This is a genomic window from Pseudorhodoferax sp. Leaf274 (assembly GCF_001422445.1).
In the GTDB taxonomy this organism is placed as follows: Bacteria; Pseudomonadota; Gammaproteobacteria; order Burkholderiales; family Burkholderiaceae_C; genus Pseudorhodoferax.
The window spans coordinates 13,781-31,842 of sequence record NZ_LMNA01000006.1 but is presented as its reverse complement, the minus strand read 5'-3'; the positions used below and the strand labels follow the sequence as shown (position 1 = coordinate 31,842).

General features: G+C 70.8%; 21 protein-coding genes. 17 read left to right on the top strand and 4 right to left on the bottom strand.

Annotated elements, in window-relative coordinates:
* Positions 1 to 99: 99 nt before the first annotated feature.
* Positions 100 to 423, bottom strand: a complete 324-nt coding sequence (gene fliE, locus ASF44_RS10415) for a flagellar hook-basal body complex protein FliE (protein WP_056899157.1) — start codon at positions 421 to 423, stop codon at positions 100 to 102.
* 175 nt (positions 424 to 598) lie between these two features.
* Between fliE and fliF the strand changes: the two genes are divergently transcribed.
* The 14 genes from fliF (at position 599) to alkB (ending at position 12,125) form a co-directional block, all read left to right on the top strand.
* A complete protein-coding gene (gene fliF / locus ASF44_RS10410) occupies positions 599 to 2,368 on the top strand; it encodes a flagellar basal-body MS-ring/collar protein FliF (protein ID WP_056899156.1) in 1,770 nt (589 codons plus the stop codon).
* 15 nt (positions 2,369 to 2,383) lie between these two features.
* Complete coding sequence (gene fliG / locus ASF44_RS10405) at positions 2,384 to 3,379, top strand: flagellar motor switch protein FliG (RefSeq protein ID WP_056899155.1); 996 nt, start codon at positions 2,384 to 2,386, stop codon at positions 3,377 to 3,379.
* The gene (locus ASF44_RS10400) at positions 3,379 to 4,101 is read left to right on the top strand and encodes a flagellar assembly protein FliH (RefSeq protein WP_056899154.1); all 723 of its coding nucleotides are present in this window, start codon (positions 3,379 to 3,381) and stop codon (positions 4,099 to 4,101) included. Before fliG ends, ASF44_RS10400 begins: the two co-directional genes overlap by 1 nt.
* Positions 4,094 to 5,506, top strand: coding sequence for a flagellar protein export ATPase FliI (fliI, locus tag ASF44_RS10395; protein WP_082524665.1), 1,413 nt, complete (start codon positions 4,094 to 4,096; stop codon positions 5,504 to 5,506). The genes ASF44_RS10400 and fliI overlap by 8 nt, the downstream gene beginning before the upstream one ends.
* Before the next feature lie 5 nt (positions 5,507 to 5,511).
* Positions 5,512 to 5,994: a flagellar export protein FliJ gene (gene fliJ, locus ASF44_RS10390; protein WP_056899152.1), complete on the top strand. Its 483-nt coding sequence runs from the start codon at positions 5,512 to 5,514 to the stop codon at positions 5,992 to 5,994.
* Positions 5,984 to 7,243: a flagellar hook-length control protein FliK gene (locus ASF44_RS10385; protein WP_056899151.1), complete on the top strand. Its 1,260-nt coding sequence runs from the start codon at positions 5,984 to 5,986 to the stop codon at positions 7,241 to 7,243. The genes fliJ and ASF44_RS10385 overlap by 11 nt, the downstream gene beginning before the upstream one ends.
* A gap of 109 nt (positions 7,244 to 7,352) precedes the next feature.
* Positions 7,353 to 7,928 carry a flagellar basal body-associated protein FliL gene (gene fliL / locus ASF44_RS10380; RefSeq protein WP_056899150.1) on the top strand — a complete coding sequence of 192 codons (576 nt, stop codon included), beginning with the start codon at positions 7,353 to 7,355 and terminating at the stop codon, positions 7,926 to 7,928.
* A 9-nt stretch (positions 7,929 to 7,937) separates the two neighbouring features.
* Positions 7,938 to 8,939 (top strand): flagellar motor switch protein FliM, encoded by a 1,002-nt coding sequence (gene fliM / locus ASF44_RS10375; RefSeq protein ID WP_056899149.1) that lies wholly within the window; start codon positions 7,938 to 7,940, stop codon positions 8,937 to 8,939.
* The gene (gene fliN, locus ASF44_RS10370; RefSeq protein ID WP_056899148.1) at positions 8,929 to 9,360 is read left to right on the top strand and encodes a flagellar motor switch protein FliN; all 432 of its coding nucleotides are present in this window, start codon (positions 8,929 to 8,931) and stop codon (positions 9,358 to 9,360) included. The genes fliM and fliN overlap by 11 nt, the downstream gene beginning before the upstream one ends.
* 6 nt (positions 9,361 to 9,366) lie before the next feature.
* Complete coding sequence (locus ASF44_RS10365; RefSeq protein ID WP_056899147.1) at positions 9,367 to 9,708, top strand: flagellar biosynthetic protein FliO; 342 nt, start codon at positions 9,367 to 9,369, stop codon at positions 9,706 to 9,708.
* Complete coding sequence (fliP, locus tag ASF44_RS10360; protein WP_056899146.1) at positions 9,705 to 10,445, top strand: flagellar type III secretion system pore protein FliP; 741 nt, start codon at positions 9,705 to 9,707, stop codon at positions 10,443 to 10,445. The genes ASF44_RS10365 and fliP overlap by 4 nt, the downstream gene beginning before the upstream one ends.
* Positions 10,442 to 10,711, top strand: coding sequence for a flagellar biosynthesis protein FliQ (gene fliQ / locus ASF44_RS10355; RefSeq protein WP_056899145.1), 270 nt, complete (start codon positions 10,442 to 10,444; stop codon positions 10,709 to 10,711). The genes fliP and fliQ overlap by 4 nt, the downstream gene beginning before the upstream one ends.
* On the top strand, positions 10,708 to 11,475 hold the full coding sequence (gene fliR, locus ASF44_RS10350) for a flagellar biosynthetic protein FliR (RefSeq protein ID WP_056899144.1): 768 nt from the start codon (positions 10,708 to 10,710) through the stop codon (positions 11,473 to 11,475). Before fliQ ends, fliR begins: the two co-directional genes overlap by 4 nt.
* Complete coding sequence (alkB, locus tag ASF44_RS10345) at positions 11,475 to 12,125, top strand: DNA oxidative demethylase AlkB (RefSeq protein WP_056899143.1); 651 nt, start codon at positions 11,475 to 11,477, stop codon at positions 12,123 to 12,125. The genes fliR and alkB overlap by 1 nt, the downstream gene beginning before the upstream one ends.
* On the opposite strand, the gene ASF44_RS10340 is transcribed toward alkB, so the two are convergent.
* From ASF44_RS10340 to ASF44_RS10330, 3 genes are read right to left on the bottom strand one after another with little or no spacing between them, the layout of a single operon-like run.
* On the bottom strand, positions 12,113 to 13,075 hold the full coding sequence (locus ASF44_RS10340; protein ID WP_056899142.1) for an aldo/keto reductase: 963 nt from the start codon (positions 13,073 to 13,075) through the stop codon (positions 12,113 to 12,115). The genes alkB and ASF44_RS10340 overlap by 13 nt on opposite strands.
* A 12-nt stretch (positions 13,076 to 13,087) precedes the next feature.
* On the bottom strand, positions 13,088 to 13,717 hold the full coding sequence (locus ASF44_RS10335) for a response regulator transcription factor (protein WP_056899141.1): 630 nt from the start codon (positions 13,715 to 13,717) through the stop codon (positions 13,088 to 13,090).
* Positions 13,714 to 14,832, bottom strand: a complete 1,119-nt coding sequence (locus ASF44_RS10330) for an ATP-binding protein (protein ID WP_056899140.1) — start codon at positions 14,830 to 14,832, stop codon at positions 13,714 to 13,716. Before ASF44_RS10330 ends, ASF44_RS10335 begins: the two co-directional genes overlap by 4 nt.
* 171 nt (positions 14,833 to 15,003) lie before the next feature.
* Here ASF44_RS10330 and ASF44_RS10325 point away from each other — a divergent pair, with 171 nt between their 5' ends.
* The 3 genes from ASF44_RS10325 to ASF44_RS10315 are packed head-to-tail and all read left to right on the top strand — an operon-like array spanning position 15,004 to position 18,055.
* Complete coding sequence (locus ASF44_RS10325; protein ID WP_056899293.1) at positions 15,004 to 15,447, top strand: hypothetical protein; 444 nt, start codon at positions 15,004 to 15,006, stop codon at positions 15,445 to 15,447.
* A gap of 43 nt (positions 15,448 to 15,490) precedes the next feature.
* Complete coding sequence (locus tag ASF44_RS10320) at positions 15,491 to 15,853, top strand: response regulator (RefSeq protein ID WP_056899139.1); 363 nt, start codon at positions 15,491 to 15,493, stop codon at positions 15,851 to 15,853.
* A gap of 18 nt (positions 15,854 to 15,871) precedes the next feature.
* Positions 15,872 to 18,055 (top strand): chemotaxis protein CheW, encoded by a 2,184-nt coding sequence (locus tag ASF44_RS10315; protein ID WP_056899138.1) that lies wholly within the window; start codon positions 15,872 to 15,874, stop codon positions 18,053 to 18,055.
* The last annotated feature ends 7 nt before the right edge of the window (positions 18,056 to 18,062 follow it).

Genomic DNA, 18,062 nt, shown 5'->3' with positions numbered 1-18,062 from the left:
CTTCAGAGTTTGCGGCCGCATCGGCCTTCGTGAGACTGCGATAGGGGCTCGGCGACGGCGGCGGCGCGCTATACGCTGCACTTGGGCAATTGAACCGTTTCAAACCTGCATGTTCATGATGTCGGTATAGGCCTGCACCATGCGGTTGCGCACGTGCAGCGTGGCCTGGAAGCCGATCTGCGCCTTCTGGATGGCCACCATGGTCTCTTCCAGGCTGACCTGCGGGTTCTCCAGCTGCACTTCGCGCGAGAGCCGGCCCGATTCGCCCTGGGCGCCGCTCACGGACACCAGCGCACTCTTGAGCGCGGTGGAAAAGCCGGCCTGCTCCTTGGGTTCGGCCGCGACGCCGCGCGCGGCCGGGCCCGTGGCCGGCGCAGGGCGGGCGAGGGCAGAGCCGATCGAGGGGGTGAGGCGAAGGTCCATGGCGCAGTCCTGGCAGGGGCGATGGCGGCAATGCTAGTGGCCGCCGGCGGCCGCCATGGGCTGAAATGCCGGCCAATCCGCGCGCTTATCCGGCGAAGAATCCGGCCGGATCTCAGAATAATCCGCCGCATCACCCCAATGCGTACGTCCGCCCCGTGCGGCGTGCCCCAAGACGATGTCCGCCGTAGCCGAAGTTCCTGCCGGTCCACTGGTCGCCGCTCCCGCCGAGCCGGCTGCCGGGGGCGCTGTTGCCACTTCGCCCCTGGCCGAGCGGCTGGCGCGGCTCGACCGCGCCCAGCGCATCCGGCTGGGGCTGGGCATCGGCCTGCTGCTGCTGGTCATCGTCATCGGCTTCATGATGGGCAACCGCACCGAGTACCGCACGCTGTACAACGGCCTGACGGACAAGGACGGCGGCGCCATCGTGGCCCAGCTGACGCAGATGAACGTGCCCTACAAGTACTCGGAGAGCGGCGGCTCCATCCTGGTGCCGGGCGACCGCGTGCACGACGTGCGGCTGCGCCTGGCCTCGCTGGGCCTGCCCAAGGGGTCGGTCACGGGCTTCGAGCTCATGGAGAGCAACCGCTTCGGCATGACGCAGTTCCAGGAGCGGCTGACCTTCCAGCGCGGCCTGGAGGGCGAGCTCACGCGTTCGATCCAGTCCATCGCCTCGGTGGAGACGGCGCGCGTGCACCTGGCGCTGCCGAACCAGAACGGCTTCTTCCGCGAGCAGCAAAAGCCCTCGGCCTCGGTGCTGGTCACGCTGCGTGCCGGCCGCACGCTGGACCGCGCGCAGCTGGCCGGCATCGTGCACCTGGTGGCCTCCAGCGTGCCGGAGATGAATCCCACGGCCGTCAGCGTGCTGGACGACACCGGCAAGCTGCTGTCGGGCGCGCCGGAATCGGGCAGCGGCGTGGATGCGCAGCAGCTGCAGTACGTCTCGCTGATCGAGCAGCAGTACACGCGCCGCATCATGGACATCCTGGAGCCCGTGGTCGGCCGCAACAACGTGAAGGCCCAGGTCACGGCCGAGGTGGATTTCTCGCAGACCGAGCAGACCAGCGAGCAGCACCGCCCCAACCTGGCGGCCGACGCCAGCGCCGTGCGCAGCCAGCAGGTGGTGGAAACCACCACCGGCCCGCAGCCGGGCCAGCCCTCGGGCGTGCCGGGCGCGGTGTCCAACCAGCCGCCGCAGCAGGCCGCGGCCCCGATCAACGGCCAGGTGCCGCCCCTGCAGGCGTCCGGCGGTACCCAGGGCGGCCCCAGCAACAGCAAGCGCGAGTCCATCACCAACTACGAGGTCGACAAGACCGTGCGCGTGGTGCGCGGTGGCTCGGGCAACATCAAGCGCCTGTCGGCCGCCGTCGTGGTCAACCACCAGACCGCCACCGACGAGAAGGGCGCACCGACGACGCGCGCCCTGTCGGCCGAGCAGATCAGCCAGATGACGGCGCTGGTGCGTGAAACCATTGGTTTCAGCCAGGACCGCGGTGATTCGGTCAACATCATGAACGCCGCCTTCGTGCAGACGGTCGAGCCGACCGACACGCGGCCGATCTGGCAGCAGGTCGCCACGGCGGAGAACCTGCGCAGCTTCGCCTGGCCCATCGGCATGCTGCTGCTGGCGCTGATCGTGCTGTTCGGGCTGGTGCGCCCGGGCTTCAAGGCCATGCAGCCGCCCAAGCCCGAGCCGGCGCTGGCCGACGGCACGGCCGGGCCGGGCGCCGGTCCCGATGGCGGTGGCCAGCTCGACGCGCTGGTGGCCGACGACGCCGAGCGCCCGGCGCTGGGCGGCCCGGCCCTGGGCGGCGACGCGGTGGACCTGCAGCCCACCGACCACCAGGTGCGGCTGGAAGCGGCGCGCAAGCTGGCGCTGGAAAACCCCATCGCGGTGGCCAACATCGTGAAGGACTGGATCAACGGCGAAGCCAGCGGCTCTTCCTGACCGGAGTACGAGAACATGGATGAAGAAGGTCTGACCGACGCCGCCATCTTTCTGATGTCGCTGGGCGAGGAGGAGGCGGCCGAGGTGTTCAAGCACCTCTCGCCCAAGGAGGTGCAGCGCCTGGGCGAGACCATCGCCCGCACGCGCACGGTGCCACGCGAACGCGTGGAGTCGGTGGTCAGCAAGTTCACCGAGACCGCCAGCCGCCAGAGCCTCTTGGTGTCCGACACCGGCGACTACGTGAAGAACGTGCTGCGCCGCGCGCTGGGCGACGACAAGGCCTCGCTGCTGATTGACCGCATCCTGCAGGGCGGCGACATCTCCGGCATCGAGAGCCTGAAGTGGATGGATCCGCTGTCGGTGGCCGAACTGCTGCGCAACGAGCACCCGCAGATCGTGGCGGCCATCATGGTGCACCTGGACCACGAGCAGGCGGCCGGCGTGCTCAAGCACCTGAGCGAGCGCCAGCGCAACGAGGTGCTGCTGCGCGTGGCCACGCTGGAGGGCATCCAGCCCACCGCGCTGAAGGACCTGAACGAGGTGCTGTTCAAGGTGCTGGCCGGCGGCGACAAGATCCGCAAGTCCTCGCTGGGCGGCGTCAAGGCCGCAGCGGAGATCATTAACTTCCTGGGCACCAATGTGGAAGGCACGGTGATCGAGTCCATCCGCGGCCACGACCCGGACCTGGCGCAGAAGATCATGGACAAGATGTTCGTGTTCGACGACCTCATCAACCTGGACAACAAGTCCATGCAGGTCATGCTCAAGGAAGTGCAGTCCGATGCGCTGATCGCCGCGCTCAAGGGCGCCGCGCCCGAGCTCAAGGAAAAGATCCTGGGCAACATGTCCAGCCGCGCCGCCGAGTCGATGCGCGAGGACCTGGAGTCGCGCGGCCCGATGCGCCTGTCCGAGGTCGAGGCGCAGCAGAAGGAAATCCTCAAGACCGTGCGCCGCCTGGCCGACGAGGGCCAGATCGTGCTGGCCGGCGGCGGCGACGACGCGTTGATCTGATGTCCGTCGCCCACCACCGCATGTACAGCCGCTTCATCCCAGGCGAGGAGATCGGCGCGGTCTCGGCCTGGAAGTTCGGCCGCCTGGGCGAGCCCGAGCCCGAACCGCTGCTGGACGTGGCGCGCGCCGAGCCCGAGCCGCAACCCCAGCCCGAACCGGAGCCCGAGGAAGCGCGCCTGCAACGGGCCTACGACGCCGGCCATGCGGCCGGCTATGCCAGCGGCCATGCCGACGCGGCGCGCGTGGGGCACGAGCAGCTGGACGCCTATGTCGGCGGCCAGGGCCGCGAGAACGCGGCGCAGCTGGCGGCCGTGGTGCAGCAGCTGCAGCAGCGGCTGGCGGACTGCGAGCAGCGCCAGGCGCGCCAGGTGCTGGACCTGGCCGCCGAGCTGGCGCGCCAGGTGGTGCGCCGCGAGCTGGCCGTGCAGCCCGATGCCGTGCTGCCCGTGGTGCGCGAGGCGCTGGCGATGCTGGGCGCCGAGCACAAGGCGGCCTCGGTGACGCTGAACCCCGAGGACCTCGCGGTCGTGGAGACGGTGCTGCGCGAGGAACACGCCGCGCTGCAGCTGCGCTGGGTGGCCGATGCGCAGGTGGAGCGCGGCGGTTGCCTGGTCGAGGCCGCCGGCACCGTCGTCGACGGGCGGCTGCCGGCGCGCTGGCGCCGGGCGCTGGCGCAGCTGGGGCTGGACGCGCCCTGGCAGCAGGAGCCCGGCGATGCATGAGATGAACGCGCCTGCCGCCTGGGACGGCCTGCTCGATACCGCGCTGGCGCGCGTGCGCGCCGGCGCCACGCTGGAAGTGCGGGGCACGCTCACGCGGCTGGCCGGCCTGGTGCTGGAGGCCACGGGCGTGCGCGTGCCGGTCGGCTCGCAGGTGCACATCCAGATGCCGGGCCAGGCGCCGGTGCTGGCCGAGGTGGTCGGCTTCGCCGGCGAGCGCGCCTTCCTGATGCCGGCCGGCGACGTGCATGGCCTGTCGCGTGGCGCCAGCGTGACGCCGGCCCCGCCCTACGTGCCCGTGCCGCGCCTGGGCGATGCGCCGGGCGGCGCCGCGCCGCCGGCCGAAGGCGTGCTGCGCCTGCCGCTGGGCGACGGGCTGCTGGGCCGCGTGGTCGACGCCCAGGGCCAACCCATGGACCACCAGGGGCCGGTGCAGGACGTGCGGGCCCTGCCGATGGACCGCCAGCCCATCAACGCCATGGACCGCGACCCCGTGCGCACGGTGCTGGACACCGGCGTGCGCGCCATCAACGCCATGCTCACGGTCGGCCGCGGCCAGCGCCTGGGCCTGTTCGCCGGCTCCGGCGTGGGCAAGAGCGTGCTGCTGGGCATGATGGCGCGCTACACCGCGGCCGACGTGATCGTCGTCGGCCTGATCGGCGAACGCGGCCGCGAAGTCAAGGAGTTCGTCGAGGACATCCTGGGCGAGGACGGACGCGCACGCTCGGTCGTCGTGGCCGCGCCGTCGGACGCGCCGCCGCTGCTGCGCATGCAGGGCGCCGCCTATGCCACCGCCGTGGCCGAGTACTTCCGCGACCAGGGCAAGCACGTGCTGCTGCTCATGGATTCGCTGACGCGCTACGCCATGGCGCAGCGCGAGATCGCGCTGGCCATCGGCGAGCCGCCGGCCACCAAGGGCTACCCGCCCTCGTGCTTCGCCAAGCTGCCGGGCCTGGTGGAACGCAGCGGCAACGGCAAGGACGGCCATGGCTCGATCACCGCCTTTTACACAGTGCTGTCCGAGGGCGACGACCAGCAGGACCCCATCGCCGATGCGGCGCGCGCCATCCTGGACGGGCACATCGTGCTGTCGCGCCAACTCGCCGAATCCGGCCACTACCCTGCCATCGACATCGAGCAGTCGGCCTCGCGCGTGATGCACAACGTGGTGAGCCAGGAGCACTTCACGCTGGCGCGGCATTTCCGCGCCGTGTATTCGCGCTACCAGAAGGGCCGCGACCTGGTGCAGATCGGCGCCTACGCGCCCGGCGCCGATCCGCAGCTCGACGAGGCCGTGCGGCTGGCGCCCGGCATGGCCGACTTCCTGCAGCAGGACATGTTCGCCCGCTCGCCGCTGTCGCAGAGCATCCGCCAGATGGCGGCGGCGCTGGACCCGGACGGGATCTGAGAGCCATGTCCAGGCAATTGCTCAAGACCCTGGCCCTGGCCATCGAACTGGCCGAGCGCCGGCGCGATGCGGCCAGCCAGGCGCTGGGCCAGGCCCAGCAGCGCCGCGTCGCGGCCGAGCAGCAGCTGGAGCAGCTGAGCGGCTACGCGCACGAGACCGAGCAGCGTTGGGAATCGCAGGCGCGCATCAGTGCGCTGCCCGAACTCATGCTGCACCACCACCGCTTCATGGCGCGGCTGGACGAGGCCATCGCCATGCAGCGCCGCGCCGTGGCCGAGCAACTGCGCCGCGAGGACGTGGCGCGCCAGGCGCTGCTGCAGGCCGAGCTGCGCGTGGCCACGCTGCGCCAGGCGGTGCGCCGCAAGGAAGAGGCGATGGCCCTGGTACAGAACCGCCGCGAGCAGCGGCAGACCGACGAGACGGCCGCCGTGCGCCACGCCATGACGCTGCGCATCCAGGCCGAAGAGGAAGAGCACCATGAGCGTTGAACGAGGCACGGCCGCAAGCCACAACACCCACGCCGCCAGCCAGCGCCACGGCGGCGGCAAGACCGCCGGCCAGGCCGCCGCCAGCGGCGACTTCCTGGCCCTGATGGCCGCCGTGGAGGACGGGCTCGGCGCGCTGGAGGGCGACGCGCTGGCGCCGCTGCAGGGCGAAGCCAAGTCCGCCGGCAAGCGGGGCCGCGCCGAAGCCGACGCCGACGCGGTGCCGTTCGATCCTGCAGCGGCCGGCGCGCTGGTGCTGCCCGTTCCACTGCCGGCGGCCGAGGCGGCGCTGCGCAAGGCGGCCCATGTGGCGCCCGAGGCGGCGACTTCGGCCGCCGCGGTGCCGGGCGAAGCGGCCGGTGCGGCTGGTGCGGTGGGAGCAGATGCCGCGGGCGCCGCAGCCGGTTCGGCTGGACCGGCCGGCGCAAGCGCCGACCCGCGGCTCGCGCCCGAGTACGCGAGCGTGTTCGAGCAGTTGCAAAAGCACCTGGCCGCGCGCGAATCGGCTGCACCCGAGTCGGCCCTGAAGTCCGCAGCCACGGCCACCAACACATCCATGGCGCAGGCGCTGCAGGCGGGCGATCTGCGCGAGGCGCGCGAATCCCGGGCCGAACGCAGCGTGGCCGCCCTGTCGGCCGCCGCGGCGCGCACCGAGTCGATGACGGTGGCCGCGCCGCAGGAACTGGCCGTGGCGGCGGCCGACCGGGCGCGCGGCGGCGGGCAGGACGCGGCCGGCGGCGGCACCGGCCACCACGGCTCGGCCCAGGGCGGCTGGAGCGGGGCCGAGTTCACGCCGACCGTGCAGTACGACGCGGCGCTGGGCGGCCTGGACGCGTCGGCCGCGCTGCAGCCCGACACGGCCTTCGACCGGCAGCTGGCCGACCAGCTGCGCCACTGGGCCAGCCAGGGCGTGCGCAGTGCCGAGCTGACGGTGGGCACCACCGAGCCGGTGCAGGTGCGCATCGCGCTGGACGGCAACGAGGCCCAGGTGCAGTTCCGGGCCGAGCACGCCGCCACACGCGACATGCTGGCCGGTTCCGTCGAGCAGCTACGCGACCTGCTCGGCGCCCAGGGGCTGGTCCTGTCCGGCGTGTCCGTCGGGGCCCACGACACCGGCGGCCGGCGCGGCCAGGCGGGCGAAGGCCCGGCCGGCCGCAACCCGCCGCCGCGCCAGGCCCCGGCGGCGCCGGTGGCCGCGGTGGCCGAGGCGGCGCCGCGCCGCGGCACCGGTGCGCTCGATCTCTACGTCTGAGCGTGGCGGCATATATGGCTGTTTTTCCAGCCTAATCGGAAGATTGGTCTGTCGATACGGGTCAATAATCCGGCGAAGACTGATCTGATCTCCGAAAAAGGAAACCGCCGTGTCCGCTCCTGCCGCTGCTGCTGACGCCGCGCCCAAGCCCAAGGGCAAGAAGGTCCTGATCCTGGGCGTCCTGGCCGTGTTGCTGCTGGGTGGCGCCGGCGCCGCCTGGATGCTGCTGGGCCGCGGCCATGCCGACGAGGAAGAGGAGGGCGCCACCGCCGCGCCCGCCGCCGCCCATGCCAAGAAGCCCAAGGACGCGCACCCGCCCGTCTACCTGCCGCTGGAGAACATGGTGGTGAACCTGGCCGACGCGGGCGGCGAGAAGTTCGCGCAGGTCGGCGTGACGCTGGAGGTGATGGACCAGAAGACCTCCGACCAGGTCAAGGCCCACCTGCCCGGCATCCGCAGCGCGGTGCTGCTGCTGGTGTCGCAGCGCACCTCGGAAGAACTGCTCACGCGCGACGGCAAGGAAAAGCTCGCCAAGGACATCCTGCGCGAAGCCTCGGCGCCGTTGGGCTACGAGGTCGAGGATGACGAGCCGCCGGCCCAGGAAGGCAAGCCGCGCAAGCGTCCGCGCCCGGCCGCGTTCAACCCGATCTACCGCGTGCTCTTTTCCAGCTTCATCATCCAGTGAGGCCAGGCCATGAGTGAGTCGTTCCTTTCGCAGGAAGAGGTCGACGCCCTGCTGGAGGGCGTGACGGGCGAGAGCCAGAAGGCCGTCGAGGAAGTCGTCGAGACCGGCGAGATCCGCAACTACGACATCTCCAGCCAGGAGCGCATCGTCCGTGGCCGCATGCCGACCATGGAGATCGTGAACGAGCGCTTCGCACGCAACTTCCGCGTCGGCCTGTTCAACCTGATCCGCCGCAGCCCCGAGATCTCGGTCGGCACCGTGACCGTGCAGCGCTACAGCGCCTTCCTGCGCGAGCTGGCGGTGCCCACCAACTTCAACATCATGGCGGTGCGCCCGCTGCGCGGCAGCGGCCTGGTGGTGTGCGAGCCCTCGCTGGTGTTTGGCGTGATCGACACGCTGTACGGCGGCGCCGGCAAGTACCACACCCGCATCGAGGGCCGCGAGTTCTCCGCCACCGAGCAGCGCGTGATCAACCGGCTGCTGGAGGTCATCTCCGGCGAGTACAAGAAGGCCTGGCACGGCATCTACCCGCTGGAGCTGGACTACCAGCGGTCGGAGATGCAGCCGCAGTTCGCCAACATCGCCACGCCCAGCGAGATCGTGGTGTCGACCGCGTTCCAGCTGGAGATCGGCGACATCGCCGGCGTGATCCACGTCTGCATCCCTTATTCCACGCTGGAGCCGATCCGCGACGTGCTGTATTCGTCCACCCAGGGCGATTCGGTCGAGGTGGACCGGCGCTGGGTCTCGGTGCTCTCGCGCGAGATCCAGTCGGCCGAGGTCACGCTGGTGGCCGAGCTGGCGCGCGCCGACGCCACCGTCGAGCAGCTGCTGGCCATGAAGCCGGGCGACTTCATCGAGCTGGAGCGCCAGCAGAGCATCACCGCCACCATCGGCGGCGTGCCCATCTTCGCGTGCCAGTACGGCACGCACAACGCCAAGTACGCGATCCGCATCGAGGAATGCCTGCGCGGCAACGACACCCATCCTGAGGACCGCCATGGCCACTGAAGATCCCAAAGACAACGCAGAAGAAGATCCGATGGCAGCCTGGGCCGAGGCGCTGGAGGAGCAGAAGTCCGCCGCGCCCGATCCCGAGCAGGGCGGCCCGCTGTCCGGGGCCGAGGCGCCGCCGCGCCAGGCCTTCAACAAGGACGGCACCATGCAGGACATCAACATGGTGCTGGACATCCCGGTCACCCTGTCGGTGGAGCTGGGCCGCACCAAGGTGCCGATCAAGTACATCCTGCAGCTGGCGCAGGGTTCGGTGGTCGAGCTCGACGCGCTGGCCGGCGAGCCCATGGACGTGCTGGTCAACGGCTACCTGATCGCGCAGGGCGAGGTGGTGGTGGTGAACGACAAGTTCGGCATCCGCCTGACCGATGTGGTGACGCCCTCGGAGCGCCTGCGCCGCGTCAGCCGCGGGGGTTGAGCGCCGATGTCGATTTCCTCGCAGACCCTGCTGGTCGTGGCCCTGTTCGTGGCCGCGCTGTGCACGCTGCCCTGGGCCGTCAAGTGGCTGCAGCGGCGCGTGCAGGGCGGCATGGCGGCGGCCGGCCCGGCCTCGCGCCTGGTCGGCGCGCTGGCCGTGGGGCCGCAGCAGCGCGTGGTGACGGTGGAGGTGGGCCCGCCCGGCGCGCGCACCTGGCTGGTGCTGGGCGTGACGGCGCAGTCCGTCAACCTGCTGCACAGCATGCCGGCCGGCACGGCGGACTTTGCCGGCGCGCTGGTCAAGGCCGAGGCCACGCCGGCGCCAGTGGCCGCCGAGGTCGCGCGATGAGCCCGCGCCTGGCCGTGCTGGCGGGCCTGGCCCTGCTGGCCGGGCCGGCGCTGGCCCAGAACAACGGGCAGCTGCCGCTCATCATCGGCAGCGGGCCTGGCGGCAGCAGCTACTCGGTGCCGATCCAGACGCTGCTGTTCTTCACGGCGCTCTCGTTCCTGCCCGCGGTGCTGCTCATGATGACGGGCTTCACGCGCATCGTGATCGTGCTGTCGCTGCTGCGCCAGGCGCTGGGCACGCAGTCGGCGCCGCCCAACCAGGTGGTGGTCGGGCTGTCGCTGTTCCTCACCATGTTCGTCATGGGCCCGACGCTGGACAAGGTGTACCAGGAGGCCTATGTGCCCTACACCAGCAACACGCTCAACTTCGAGCAGGCGCTGGCGCGCGGCGAGGCGCCGATGCGCGAGTTCATGCTCAAGCAGACGCGCCAGTCCGACTTCTCGCTGTTCGCCCGGCTGGCCCAGCTGGACGCCTCGGTCACGGCAGAGACCGCGCCGCTGCGCGTGCTGGTGCCGGCCTTCGTCACCAGCGAGTTGAAGTCGGCCTTCCAGATCGGCTTCATGATCTTCATCCCGTTCCTGGTCATCGACATCGTGGTGGCCAGCGTGCTGATGTCGCTGGGCATGATGATGCTGTCGCCGGTGCTGGTGGCGCTGCCGTTCAAGCTCATGGTGTTCGTGCTGGCGGACGGCTGGAACCTGCTGATCGGCTCGCTCGCTTCCTCGTTCGCAAGATGAGCCCGCAGTTCGTCCTCACGCTGGGCCAGGAGGCGCTGACGCTGCTGCTCATCGTGGCCGCGCCGGTGCTGGGCATCGTGCTGGTGGTGGGGCTGGTGATCAGCATCTTCCAGGCCATCACGCAGATCCACGAGGCCACGCTGTCCTTCGTGCCCAAGCTCATCGCGGCGCTGCTGGTGCTGGCGCTGGCCGGGCCGTGGATGCTGACCACGCTGGTGGACTACGTGCGGCGCATGATCGAACTCATCCCGCAGCTGCCCCAGTGATCACGTTCAGCGAAGCGCAGCTGGTGGCCTGGATCTCGCCGATCCTGTGGCCTTTCCTGCGCGTGCTGGCACTGTTCACGGCCATGCCGATCTTCTCCATGCGCGCCGTGCCCATGCGCGCGCGCGTCGGCCTGGCCTTCCTGATCGCGGTGGCGGCGCAGCCCACGCTGGCGGGCCAGCCCATCATCGGCATCGACAGCCCGCAGGCGCTGGGCGCGGTGTTGCAGCAGGTCGGCATCGGCCTGTCCATCGGCTTCGCCGTGCGGCTGGTGTTCACGGCCGTGGAGCTGGCCGGCGAACTCGTGGGCCTGCAGATGGGGCTGAACTTCGCGGCCTTCTTCGACCCGGCCAGCAATGCGCAGGTGAGCGCCGTGTCGCGCTTTCTCGGCACCATGTCGATGCTGTTGTTCATCGTGGTCAACGGCCACCTGATGGTGCTGATGGCCGTGATCCGCAGCTTCGAGGCCTTTCCGGCAGATGGCAACTTCCTCGACTCGCTGGCGCGGCTGCAGATGCACGGCATGGGCCGCGAGGTGTTCGCCAGCGCGCTGTGGATCGCGCTGCCCATGATCGGCCTGCTGCTGTTCGTCAACCTCACGCTGGGCATTGTCTCGCGCGTGGCCCCACAGATGAACGTGTTCGCCGTGGGCTTTCCCGTGACGCTGGTGATGGGCCTGATCGGCATCGCGGCCACCCTGCCGCTGATGGACCAGCCGCTCATGGCGTTGATGGAGCGCACCATCGCGCTGTTCGGGCCGCGCTAGTGGCCCAGGGCGCTCTGTTCGACGAACCGGCGCAGCAGGGCGTGGTCGTGCTCGGGCCGCAGGCCCGGGTGCTGCGCGGCTTCGCGCTGCCCTGGGTAGACCGGCTGCTGGCCGCGCTGGCCGAGGTCGAGCGGGCCGCGCCGCCGCGGCACATGGTCACGCCGGGCGGTTTGGCCATGTCGGTGGCCAACACCAACTGCGGCGCGCTGGGCTGGGTGTCGGACCGGCGCGGCTACCGCTACAGCGCGACCGACCCGGTGAGCGGTGCGCCCTGGCCGGCCATGCCCGCGGCCTTCGCCGAGCTGGGCCTGGGCGCTGCGGCCGCCGCGGGGTTCGCGGGCTTCGCGCCCGACGCCTGCCTGGTCAACCACTACCGGCCCGGCACGCGCCTGTCGCTGCACCAGGACAAGGACGAGCGCGACCATGCCGCGCCCATCGTCTCGGTGTCCCTCGGCATGCCGGCCGTGTTCCTGTTCGGCGGCCTGGCGCGCACCGACAAGCCCGCGCGCGTGCCGCTGCAGCACGGCGACGTGGTGGTCTGGGGCGGCGTGGACCGCTTGCGCTTCCATGGCGTGCTGCCGCTCAAGGAGCTGCCGCACCCGGTGCTGGGTGCGCAGCGCATCAACCTGACGCTGCGTCAGGCCGGCTGAGGCGCGCTGGCCGCGTCGAGCACGGCGATCTGGCCGGCGCCCAGCTCCAGCCCCGCGGCCCTGGCGAAGCTCTCGACCTGCCGCACGCTGGTGGCGCTGGCGATCGGCGCGGTGACACCCTCGCGCGCGATCAGCCAGGCCAGCGCGACCTCGGCCGGCGTGGCGCCGTGGGCGGCGGCCACGGTGTCCAGCGCATCCAGGATGGCGGTGCCGCGCGCGTTGAGGTACTTGGCCACGCCCTTGCCGCGTGCGCTGCCGGCCAGGTCGGCCTGGCTGCGGTACTTGCCCGACAGGAAGCCCGAGGCCAGGCTGTAGTAGGTGACCACGCCCAGGCCTTCGCGCAGGCACAGGTCACGCAGCGGGCCTTCGTAGGAGGGGCGGTCGGCCAGGTTGTATTCGGGCTGCAGCACCTGGTAGGCCGGCAGGCCCTGGCTGCGTGCCACGGCCAGGGCATCGCCGAGCTGCTGGGCGCTGTAGTTGGAGGCGCCGATGGCGCGCACCTTGCCGGCGGCCTGCAGCCGGGCGTAGGCGCCCAGCGTCTGCTCGTGCGGGGTGTCCGGGTCGGGCCAGTGCGAGAAGTACAGGTCGATGCGCTCCACGCCCAGGCGGCGCAGCGAGTCTTCCACGGCCCGCTCGATCCAGCTGGCGGCCAGGCTGCGCCGGCCCAGGCCCATGTCCGAGCCGACCTTGGTGAACAGCACCACCTGGTCGCGCCGGCTCGGGCGGGCCTTGAGCCATTTGCCGATGATGGCCTCGGACTCGCCGCCCTGGTTGCCGGTGGCCCAGCGCGAGTACACGTCGGCGGTGTCGATGGCGTTGAAGCCGGCGTCCACGAAGGCGTCGAGCACCGAGAAGCTGGTGGCTTCGTCGATGGTCCAGCCGAACACGTTGCCACCGAAGACGACGGGGGCGATGGCGATGCCGGTGGCACCCAGGGGACGCAGCTGCATGGAGGTTCTCCTTCAGACCAATCCGTTGCGGATGGCGTAGACGGTGAGTTCGGCGTTGTTGCCGAGGTTGAGCTTCTCGAGCGCGCGCGTGCGGTACACGCTCACGGTCTTGGGGCTCAGCATGAGTTCTTCCGCGATGTCCGACAGGCGCTTGCCGCTGGCGATCTTGACGACGGTCTGCAGCTCGCGCTCGGACAGCGCGGCATGCAGCGATTCCTGCGCCGGCTTGGCCAGGCTGTCGACCAGCATCTGCGCGACCTCGGGCGTCACGTAGTTGCGGCCCTGGGCCACGGTGCGCACGCCGCGCACCAGCTCCTCGGGGTCGCCGGCCTTGCTGAGGTAGCCCTTGGCACCGGCGCGCAGGCAGCGCAGCGCGTACTGGTCTTCCGGGTACATGGAGACCACCAGCACCTTCACGGTGGCGCCGGCCTCGTTCAGGCTGGACAGCACCTCCATGCCGCCGCGGCCGGGCATGTTGAGGTCCAGCACCAGCACGTCGCAGGGCGTCTTGCGCAGCAGCTCGCGCACCTCGGCATAGCCGCCGGCTTCGCCCACGACCTGGATGTCGACGGCCTCGGCCAGCGTGTCGCGGATGCCGCGCCGCACCACGGCGTGGTCGTCGCAGAGCACGACGCGGATCATGCGGACTCTCCTTGCGCCAGCCGCGCGGCGGCCTCGGCGTGCAGCGGGATGGACAGGATGATGGTGGTGCCCGCGCCGGGCCGGCTGGAGATGTCGAGCCAGCCGCCCACCGTCTTGGCCCGCTCGGCCAGGCCGCGCAGCCCGAACGACCGGGGCTTGGCCAGCGCCTCGGGTGCGATGCCGCGCCCGTTGTCGCTGATCTCCAGCGTCAGCACGCCTTCGCCGTCCGACAGGTCGATCGCCACGCGGCTGCACTCGGCGTACTTGGAGGCGTTGGTCAGCGCCTCCTGCGCCGTGCGGTAGGCGGCCAGCGCCAGCGTCTTGTCGATGTCGATGCCGCCGGGCGGCGCCACCAGCGTGGTGGCCACGCCGGTGCGGCGTTCGAAGGCCTCGGCCAGCCAGCCGATGGCGGCCACCAGGCCCTGGTCCAGGATGGGCGGGCGCAGGTTCATCATGATGCGCTGGCTGGCCTCCAGCGCATGCTGCAGCATCTCGCTGGCGGCCACGGCGTGGGCCTGCATGGCGGCGTCGCCCTGGCAGTGGCGGGCGATCCAGGCCAGGTCGAGCCGGATGGCGGCCAGCGAGCCGCCGATGTCGTCGTGCACCTCGCGCGCGATCGCCGCGCGCTCCTGCTCGATGGAGGTCTGCAGGTGCTCGGTCAGTGCGGCCAGGCGGCGCTCGGAGGCGGCCAGGTCGGCGTCGGCGCGGGCCTGGTCCTGGCGCGCCTGCCAGACCTCGATGGCGCGCGTGATCACGTGCGGCAGCTTGCCGATGTGGTCCTTGAGCACGTAGTCGGACAGCCCGATGCGGATCGCCTCCACCGCCGCGGCCTCGCCGATGGCGCCGGACAGCAGCACGAACGGCGGGCGCCCGGCCCGCGCGCGCAGCAGCGCCCAGGCGTCCAGCGCCGTGAAACCGGCCAGGTGGTAGTCGGCCAGGACCAGGTCGAACGGGGCCTGGTCCAGGCGCAGCGCGAAGTCCTCCAGCGTCTCCACGCGCTCCATGTCGAAGGCCAGGCCGTGCTTGCGCAGCGTCAGGGCCACGAGCTGGTGGTCGATCTCGGAGTCTTCCAGGTGCAGGATGCGGATCGGAGCGGGTGTGGCGTTGTCGGCCATGGAGGGGGGGTGGCGGGGGTATGGGAGCTGTACGGCGCGCAACGCCTGTCTCCCTGGCGCTGCACTTCGTCGCCCCATCCTACACATTTGATGGGCCTGTACCCAAACCGCACTAATATCAGGCATACATTCGCTCAGTAATGCAGCTTCTCCCGTGCTATGGAGACCCACATGTCGGCAGAGTCAGACCAGCCCAAGACACCGGCAGTGCAGCTGCCGGTGATGGTCGTGGCCGACCTGCAGGATTCGCTGATGGTCGTGATGCACGACCTGCAGCGGCTGGACAGCCTGCTGGCCCACACCATGGACAACCTGATGCAGCGCTTCGACAAGGTGCACAGCGCACTGGCCGAACCGCAGCACCACGAGGCCCTGGGCCAGGTGCGCGGGACGCTGCGCGACGCCGTGACGGAGCTGCAGTTCCAGGACATGGCCTCGCAGCTGATCGCCCACACCACCAAGGTGCTGCAGGGCTGCGCCTTCAAGCTGGCCGCCGAATCCATGGGCCGCGGGCCCGAGGAAGAGCCTGCCGCGCCGTTCGGCGAGCAGACCAACGGCCGCCCCAACCCCGTCACCCAGAGCGAGATGGACGCTGGCTCGATCGAGCTGTTCTGACCCCTCGTTGCCCGCACTGCCTACCTCGCCCGGAGTTCTTCCAATGCATTCGATCCTCGCCGTAGACGACTCGCCTTCGATGCGCAAGATGGTGTCGTTCACCCTGACCGGGGCCGGCTACAACGTGGTGGAGGCCGTGGACGGCCAGGACGCCTACGAGAAGGCGCAGGCCCATCCCATCGACCTGGTGCTGGCCGACCAGAACATGCCGCGGCTGGACGGCCTCGGTCTGACGCGCAAGCTGCGCGACGACCCCAAATTCAAGACCGTGCCCATCCTGATCCTGACCACCGAGTCCAGCGACCAGATGAAGCAGGCTGGCCGCTCGGCCGGCGCCACCGGCTGGTTGGTCAAGCCCTTCGATCCGGCGCGCCTGATCGAGGTCATCCAGAAGGTCATCCGCTGACCGCCGCTAGGAAATTGCATGGCTGAACACACACAGGAAGCCGCCGGCGGCGGCGCCGACTTCGACCTGAGCCAGTTCTACGAGATCTTCTTCGAGGAGGCTGGCGAGAACCTGGACCAGATGGAGCAGATGCTGGTCGGGCTGGACCTGTCGCAGGCCGACGACGAGGCGCTGAACGGCATCTTCCGCTGCGCGCACTCGATCAAGGGCGGCGCGGCGACCTTCGGTTTCCGCGACGTGACGGAACTGACGCACCACATGGAATCGCTGCTGGACAAGCTGCGCCGCCACGAGATCACGCCGGTGCCGCAGATGGTGGACGTGCTGCTGGAATCGGCCGATGCCTCGCGCAGCCTGCTGGCGCGGCACCAGAACGGCGGCCAGGGCGAGGTGCCGCCCACGGCGGGCCTGGTGCACCGCATCAGCGAACTCGCGGCGGGCAACGTGCCCGCGGCGGCGGCGCCTGCACCGGCTGCGGCACCCGCACCCGCACCCGTCGTGGCGCCTGCCCCAGCGCCCGCGCCCGCGCCCGTGGTGGCCGCGGCGGCGCCGGCCCAGCCGTTGCCGGCCGGCGTGCGCAGCCTGAAGATCCACATCGGTCCGCTGCCGCAGCCCGAACTGGCCGATGCGCTGCAGGACCTGTTCCGTGACATTCCCGGCCTGGGCACGATGACGCCGCTGGAGAGCGCGCAGCCCGACCGGCGCGTCTATGCCGTGACCACGAGCTCGTCCAACGACGACCTGCTCGACCTGTTCGTGTTCCACGTGGCCAAGGAGCTGGTGGACATCCGCGAGGAAGGCGCGGCGCCGGCCGAAGACCCGCTGGCGGCCGAGGAAGCCCGGGCCGCCGCGCTGGACCAGGCGGCGGCGCAGGGGCGCCCGGCGGGTGCGCCGGTGGCCGAGAGCGAGAGCTTCGGCTTCTTCCAGGAGCCTCCCGCACCGGCGCCGTCGGCCGCAGCGCCGGCCCGTGCGGCGGGTGCGGGCGCGGCACCCGCTGCGGCGGCGGGGGCGGCGGGGGCGGCCAGCCAGTCTTCGCTCGAGGCGACGTCGATCCGCGTGGCTGTCAGCAAGGTCGACCAGATCATCAACCTGGTCGGCGAGCTGGTGATCACCCAGGCCATGCTGGCGCAGAACAGCCGCGCCATCGACCCGGCGCTGCACCAGCAGCTGTTCGCCGGCCTGGCCGACCTGGACCGCAACACGCGCGACCTGCAGGAATCGGTCATGTCGATCCGCATGATCCCGATGTCCTTCGTGTTCAACCGCTTCCCGCGCATGCTGCGCGACCTGGCCAACAAGCTGGGCAAGAAGGTGGACTTCGTCACGCAGGGCGAGGCGACCGAACTGGACAAGGGCCTGGTGGAGAAGATCACCGACCCGCTGACCCACCTGGTGCGCAACAGCTGCGACCACGGCATCGAGATGCCGGCCGACCGCGTGGCCGCCGGCAAGCCCGAGCACGGCACGATCACGCTGGCGGCTTCGCACCAGGGCGGCTCCATCGTGATCGAGGTGCGCGACGACGGCCGCGGCATGTCGCGCGAGAAGATCCTGGCCAAGGCCCGCGAGCGCGGCCTGAACGTCTCCGACAGCGTGCCCGACAGCGAGGTCTGGCAGCTGATCTTCGCGCCCGGCTTCTCCACCGCCGAGGTGGTGACCGACGTGTCCGGCCGCGGCGTGGGCATGGACGTGGTCAAGCGCAACATCGCGGCCCTGGGCGGCACGGTGGACATCGATTCGGACTTCGGCCGCGGCATGAAGGTCTCGGTGCGGCTGCCGCTGACGCTGGCCATCATGGACGGCATGTCGGTGCGCGTGGGCGACGAGGTCTACATCCTGCCGCTGTCGGCGGTGGTCGAGTCCTTCCAGGTGCAGGACGACGCCGTGAGCACGGTGGCGCAGGGTGCCCAGCTGGTCAAGGTGCGCGACGAGTTCATGCCGGTGATCGAGCTGGAGCGCCTGTTCCAGGTGCCGCCATCGGCCGACAACGGCGGCAGCGGCATCATGGTGGTGGTGGAGTCCGAAGGCAGCCGCGCGGCGCTGCTGGTCTCCGAGCTGCTGGGCCAGCACCAGGTGGTGGTGAAGAACCTGGAATCGAACTACCGCAAGGTGTCCAACGTGTCGGGCGCCACCATCCTGGGCGACGGCAAGGTCGCCCTCATTCTTGACATTGGCGCGCTGGTGCGCCGCACGCGGCATTGACGGGGAT

Coding starts and splice junctions, on each gene's coding strand:
- ASF44_RS10315 (WP_056899138.1), top strand. CDS start 15,872: ATGGCTGAACACACACAGGAAGCCGCCGGCGGCGGCGCCGACTTCGAC.
- fliF (WP_056899156.1), top strand. CDS start 599: ATGTCCGCCGTAGCCGAAGTTCCTGCCGGTCCACTGGTCGCCGCTCCC.
- fliE (WP_056899157.1), bottom strand. CDS start 423: ATGGACCTTCGCCTCACCCCCTCGATCGGCTCTGCCCTCGCCCGCCCT.
- ASF44_RS10340 (WP_056899142.1), bottom strand. CDS start 13,075: ATGCAGCTGCGTCCCCTGGGTGCCACCGGCATCGCCATCGCCCCCGTC.
- ASF44_RS10325 (WP_056899293.1), top strand. CDS start 15,004: ATGTCGGCAGAGTCAGACCAGCCCAAGACACCGGCAGTGCAGCTGCCG.
- ASF44_RS10330 (WP_056899140.1), bottom strand. CDS start 14,832: ATGGCCGACAACGCCACACCCGCTCCGATCCGCATCCTGCACCTGGAA.
- fliJ (WP_056899152.1), top strand. CDS start 5,512: ATGTCCAGGCAATTGCTCAAGACCCTGGCCCTGGCCATCGAACTGGCC.
- fliP (WP_056899146.1), top strand. CDS start 9,705: ATGAGCCCGCGCCTGGCCGTGCTGGCGGGCCTGGCCCTGCTGGCCGGG.
- fliM (WP_056899149.1), top strand. CDS start 7,938: ATGAGTGAGTCGTTCCTTTCGCAGGAAGAGGTCGACGCCCTGCTGGAG.
- ASF44_RS10400 (WP_056899154.1), top strand. CDS start 3,379: ATGTCCGTCGCCCACCACCGCATGTACAGCCGCTTCATCCCAGGCGAG.
- ASF44_RS10365 (WP_056899147.1), top strand. CDS start 9,367: ATGTCGATTTCCTCGCAGACCCTGCTGGTCGTGGCCCTGTTCGTGGCC.
- fliG (WP_056899155.1), top strand. CDS start 2,384: ATGGATGAAGAAGGTCTGACCGACGCCGCCATCTTTCTGATGTCGCTG.
- ASF44_RS10385 (WP_056899151.1), top strand. CDS start 5,984: ATGAGCGTTGAACGAGGCACGGCCGCAAGCCACAACACCCACGCCGCC.
- fliI (WP_082524665.1), top strand. CDS start 4,094: ATGCATGAGATGAACGCGCCTGCCGCCTGGGACGGCCTGCTCGATACC.
- fliQ (WP_056899145.1), top strand. CDS start 10,442: ATGAGCCCGCAGTTCGTCCTCACGCTGGGCCAGGAGGCGCTGACGCTG.
- ASF44_RS10320 (WP_056899139.1), top strand. CDS start 15,491: ATGCATTCGATCCTCGCCGTAGACGACTCGCCTTCGATGCGCAAGATG.
- fliN (WP_056899148.1), top strand. CDS start 8,929: ATGGCCACTGAAGATCCCAAAGACAACGCAGAAGAAGATCCGATGGCA.
- ASF44_RS10335 (WP_056899141.1), bottom strand. CDS start 13,717: ATGATCCGCGTCGTGCTCTGCGACGACCACGCCGTGGTGCGGCGCGGC.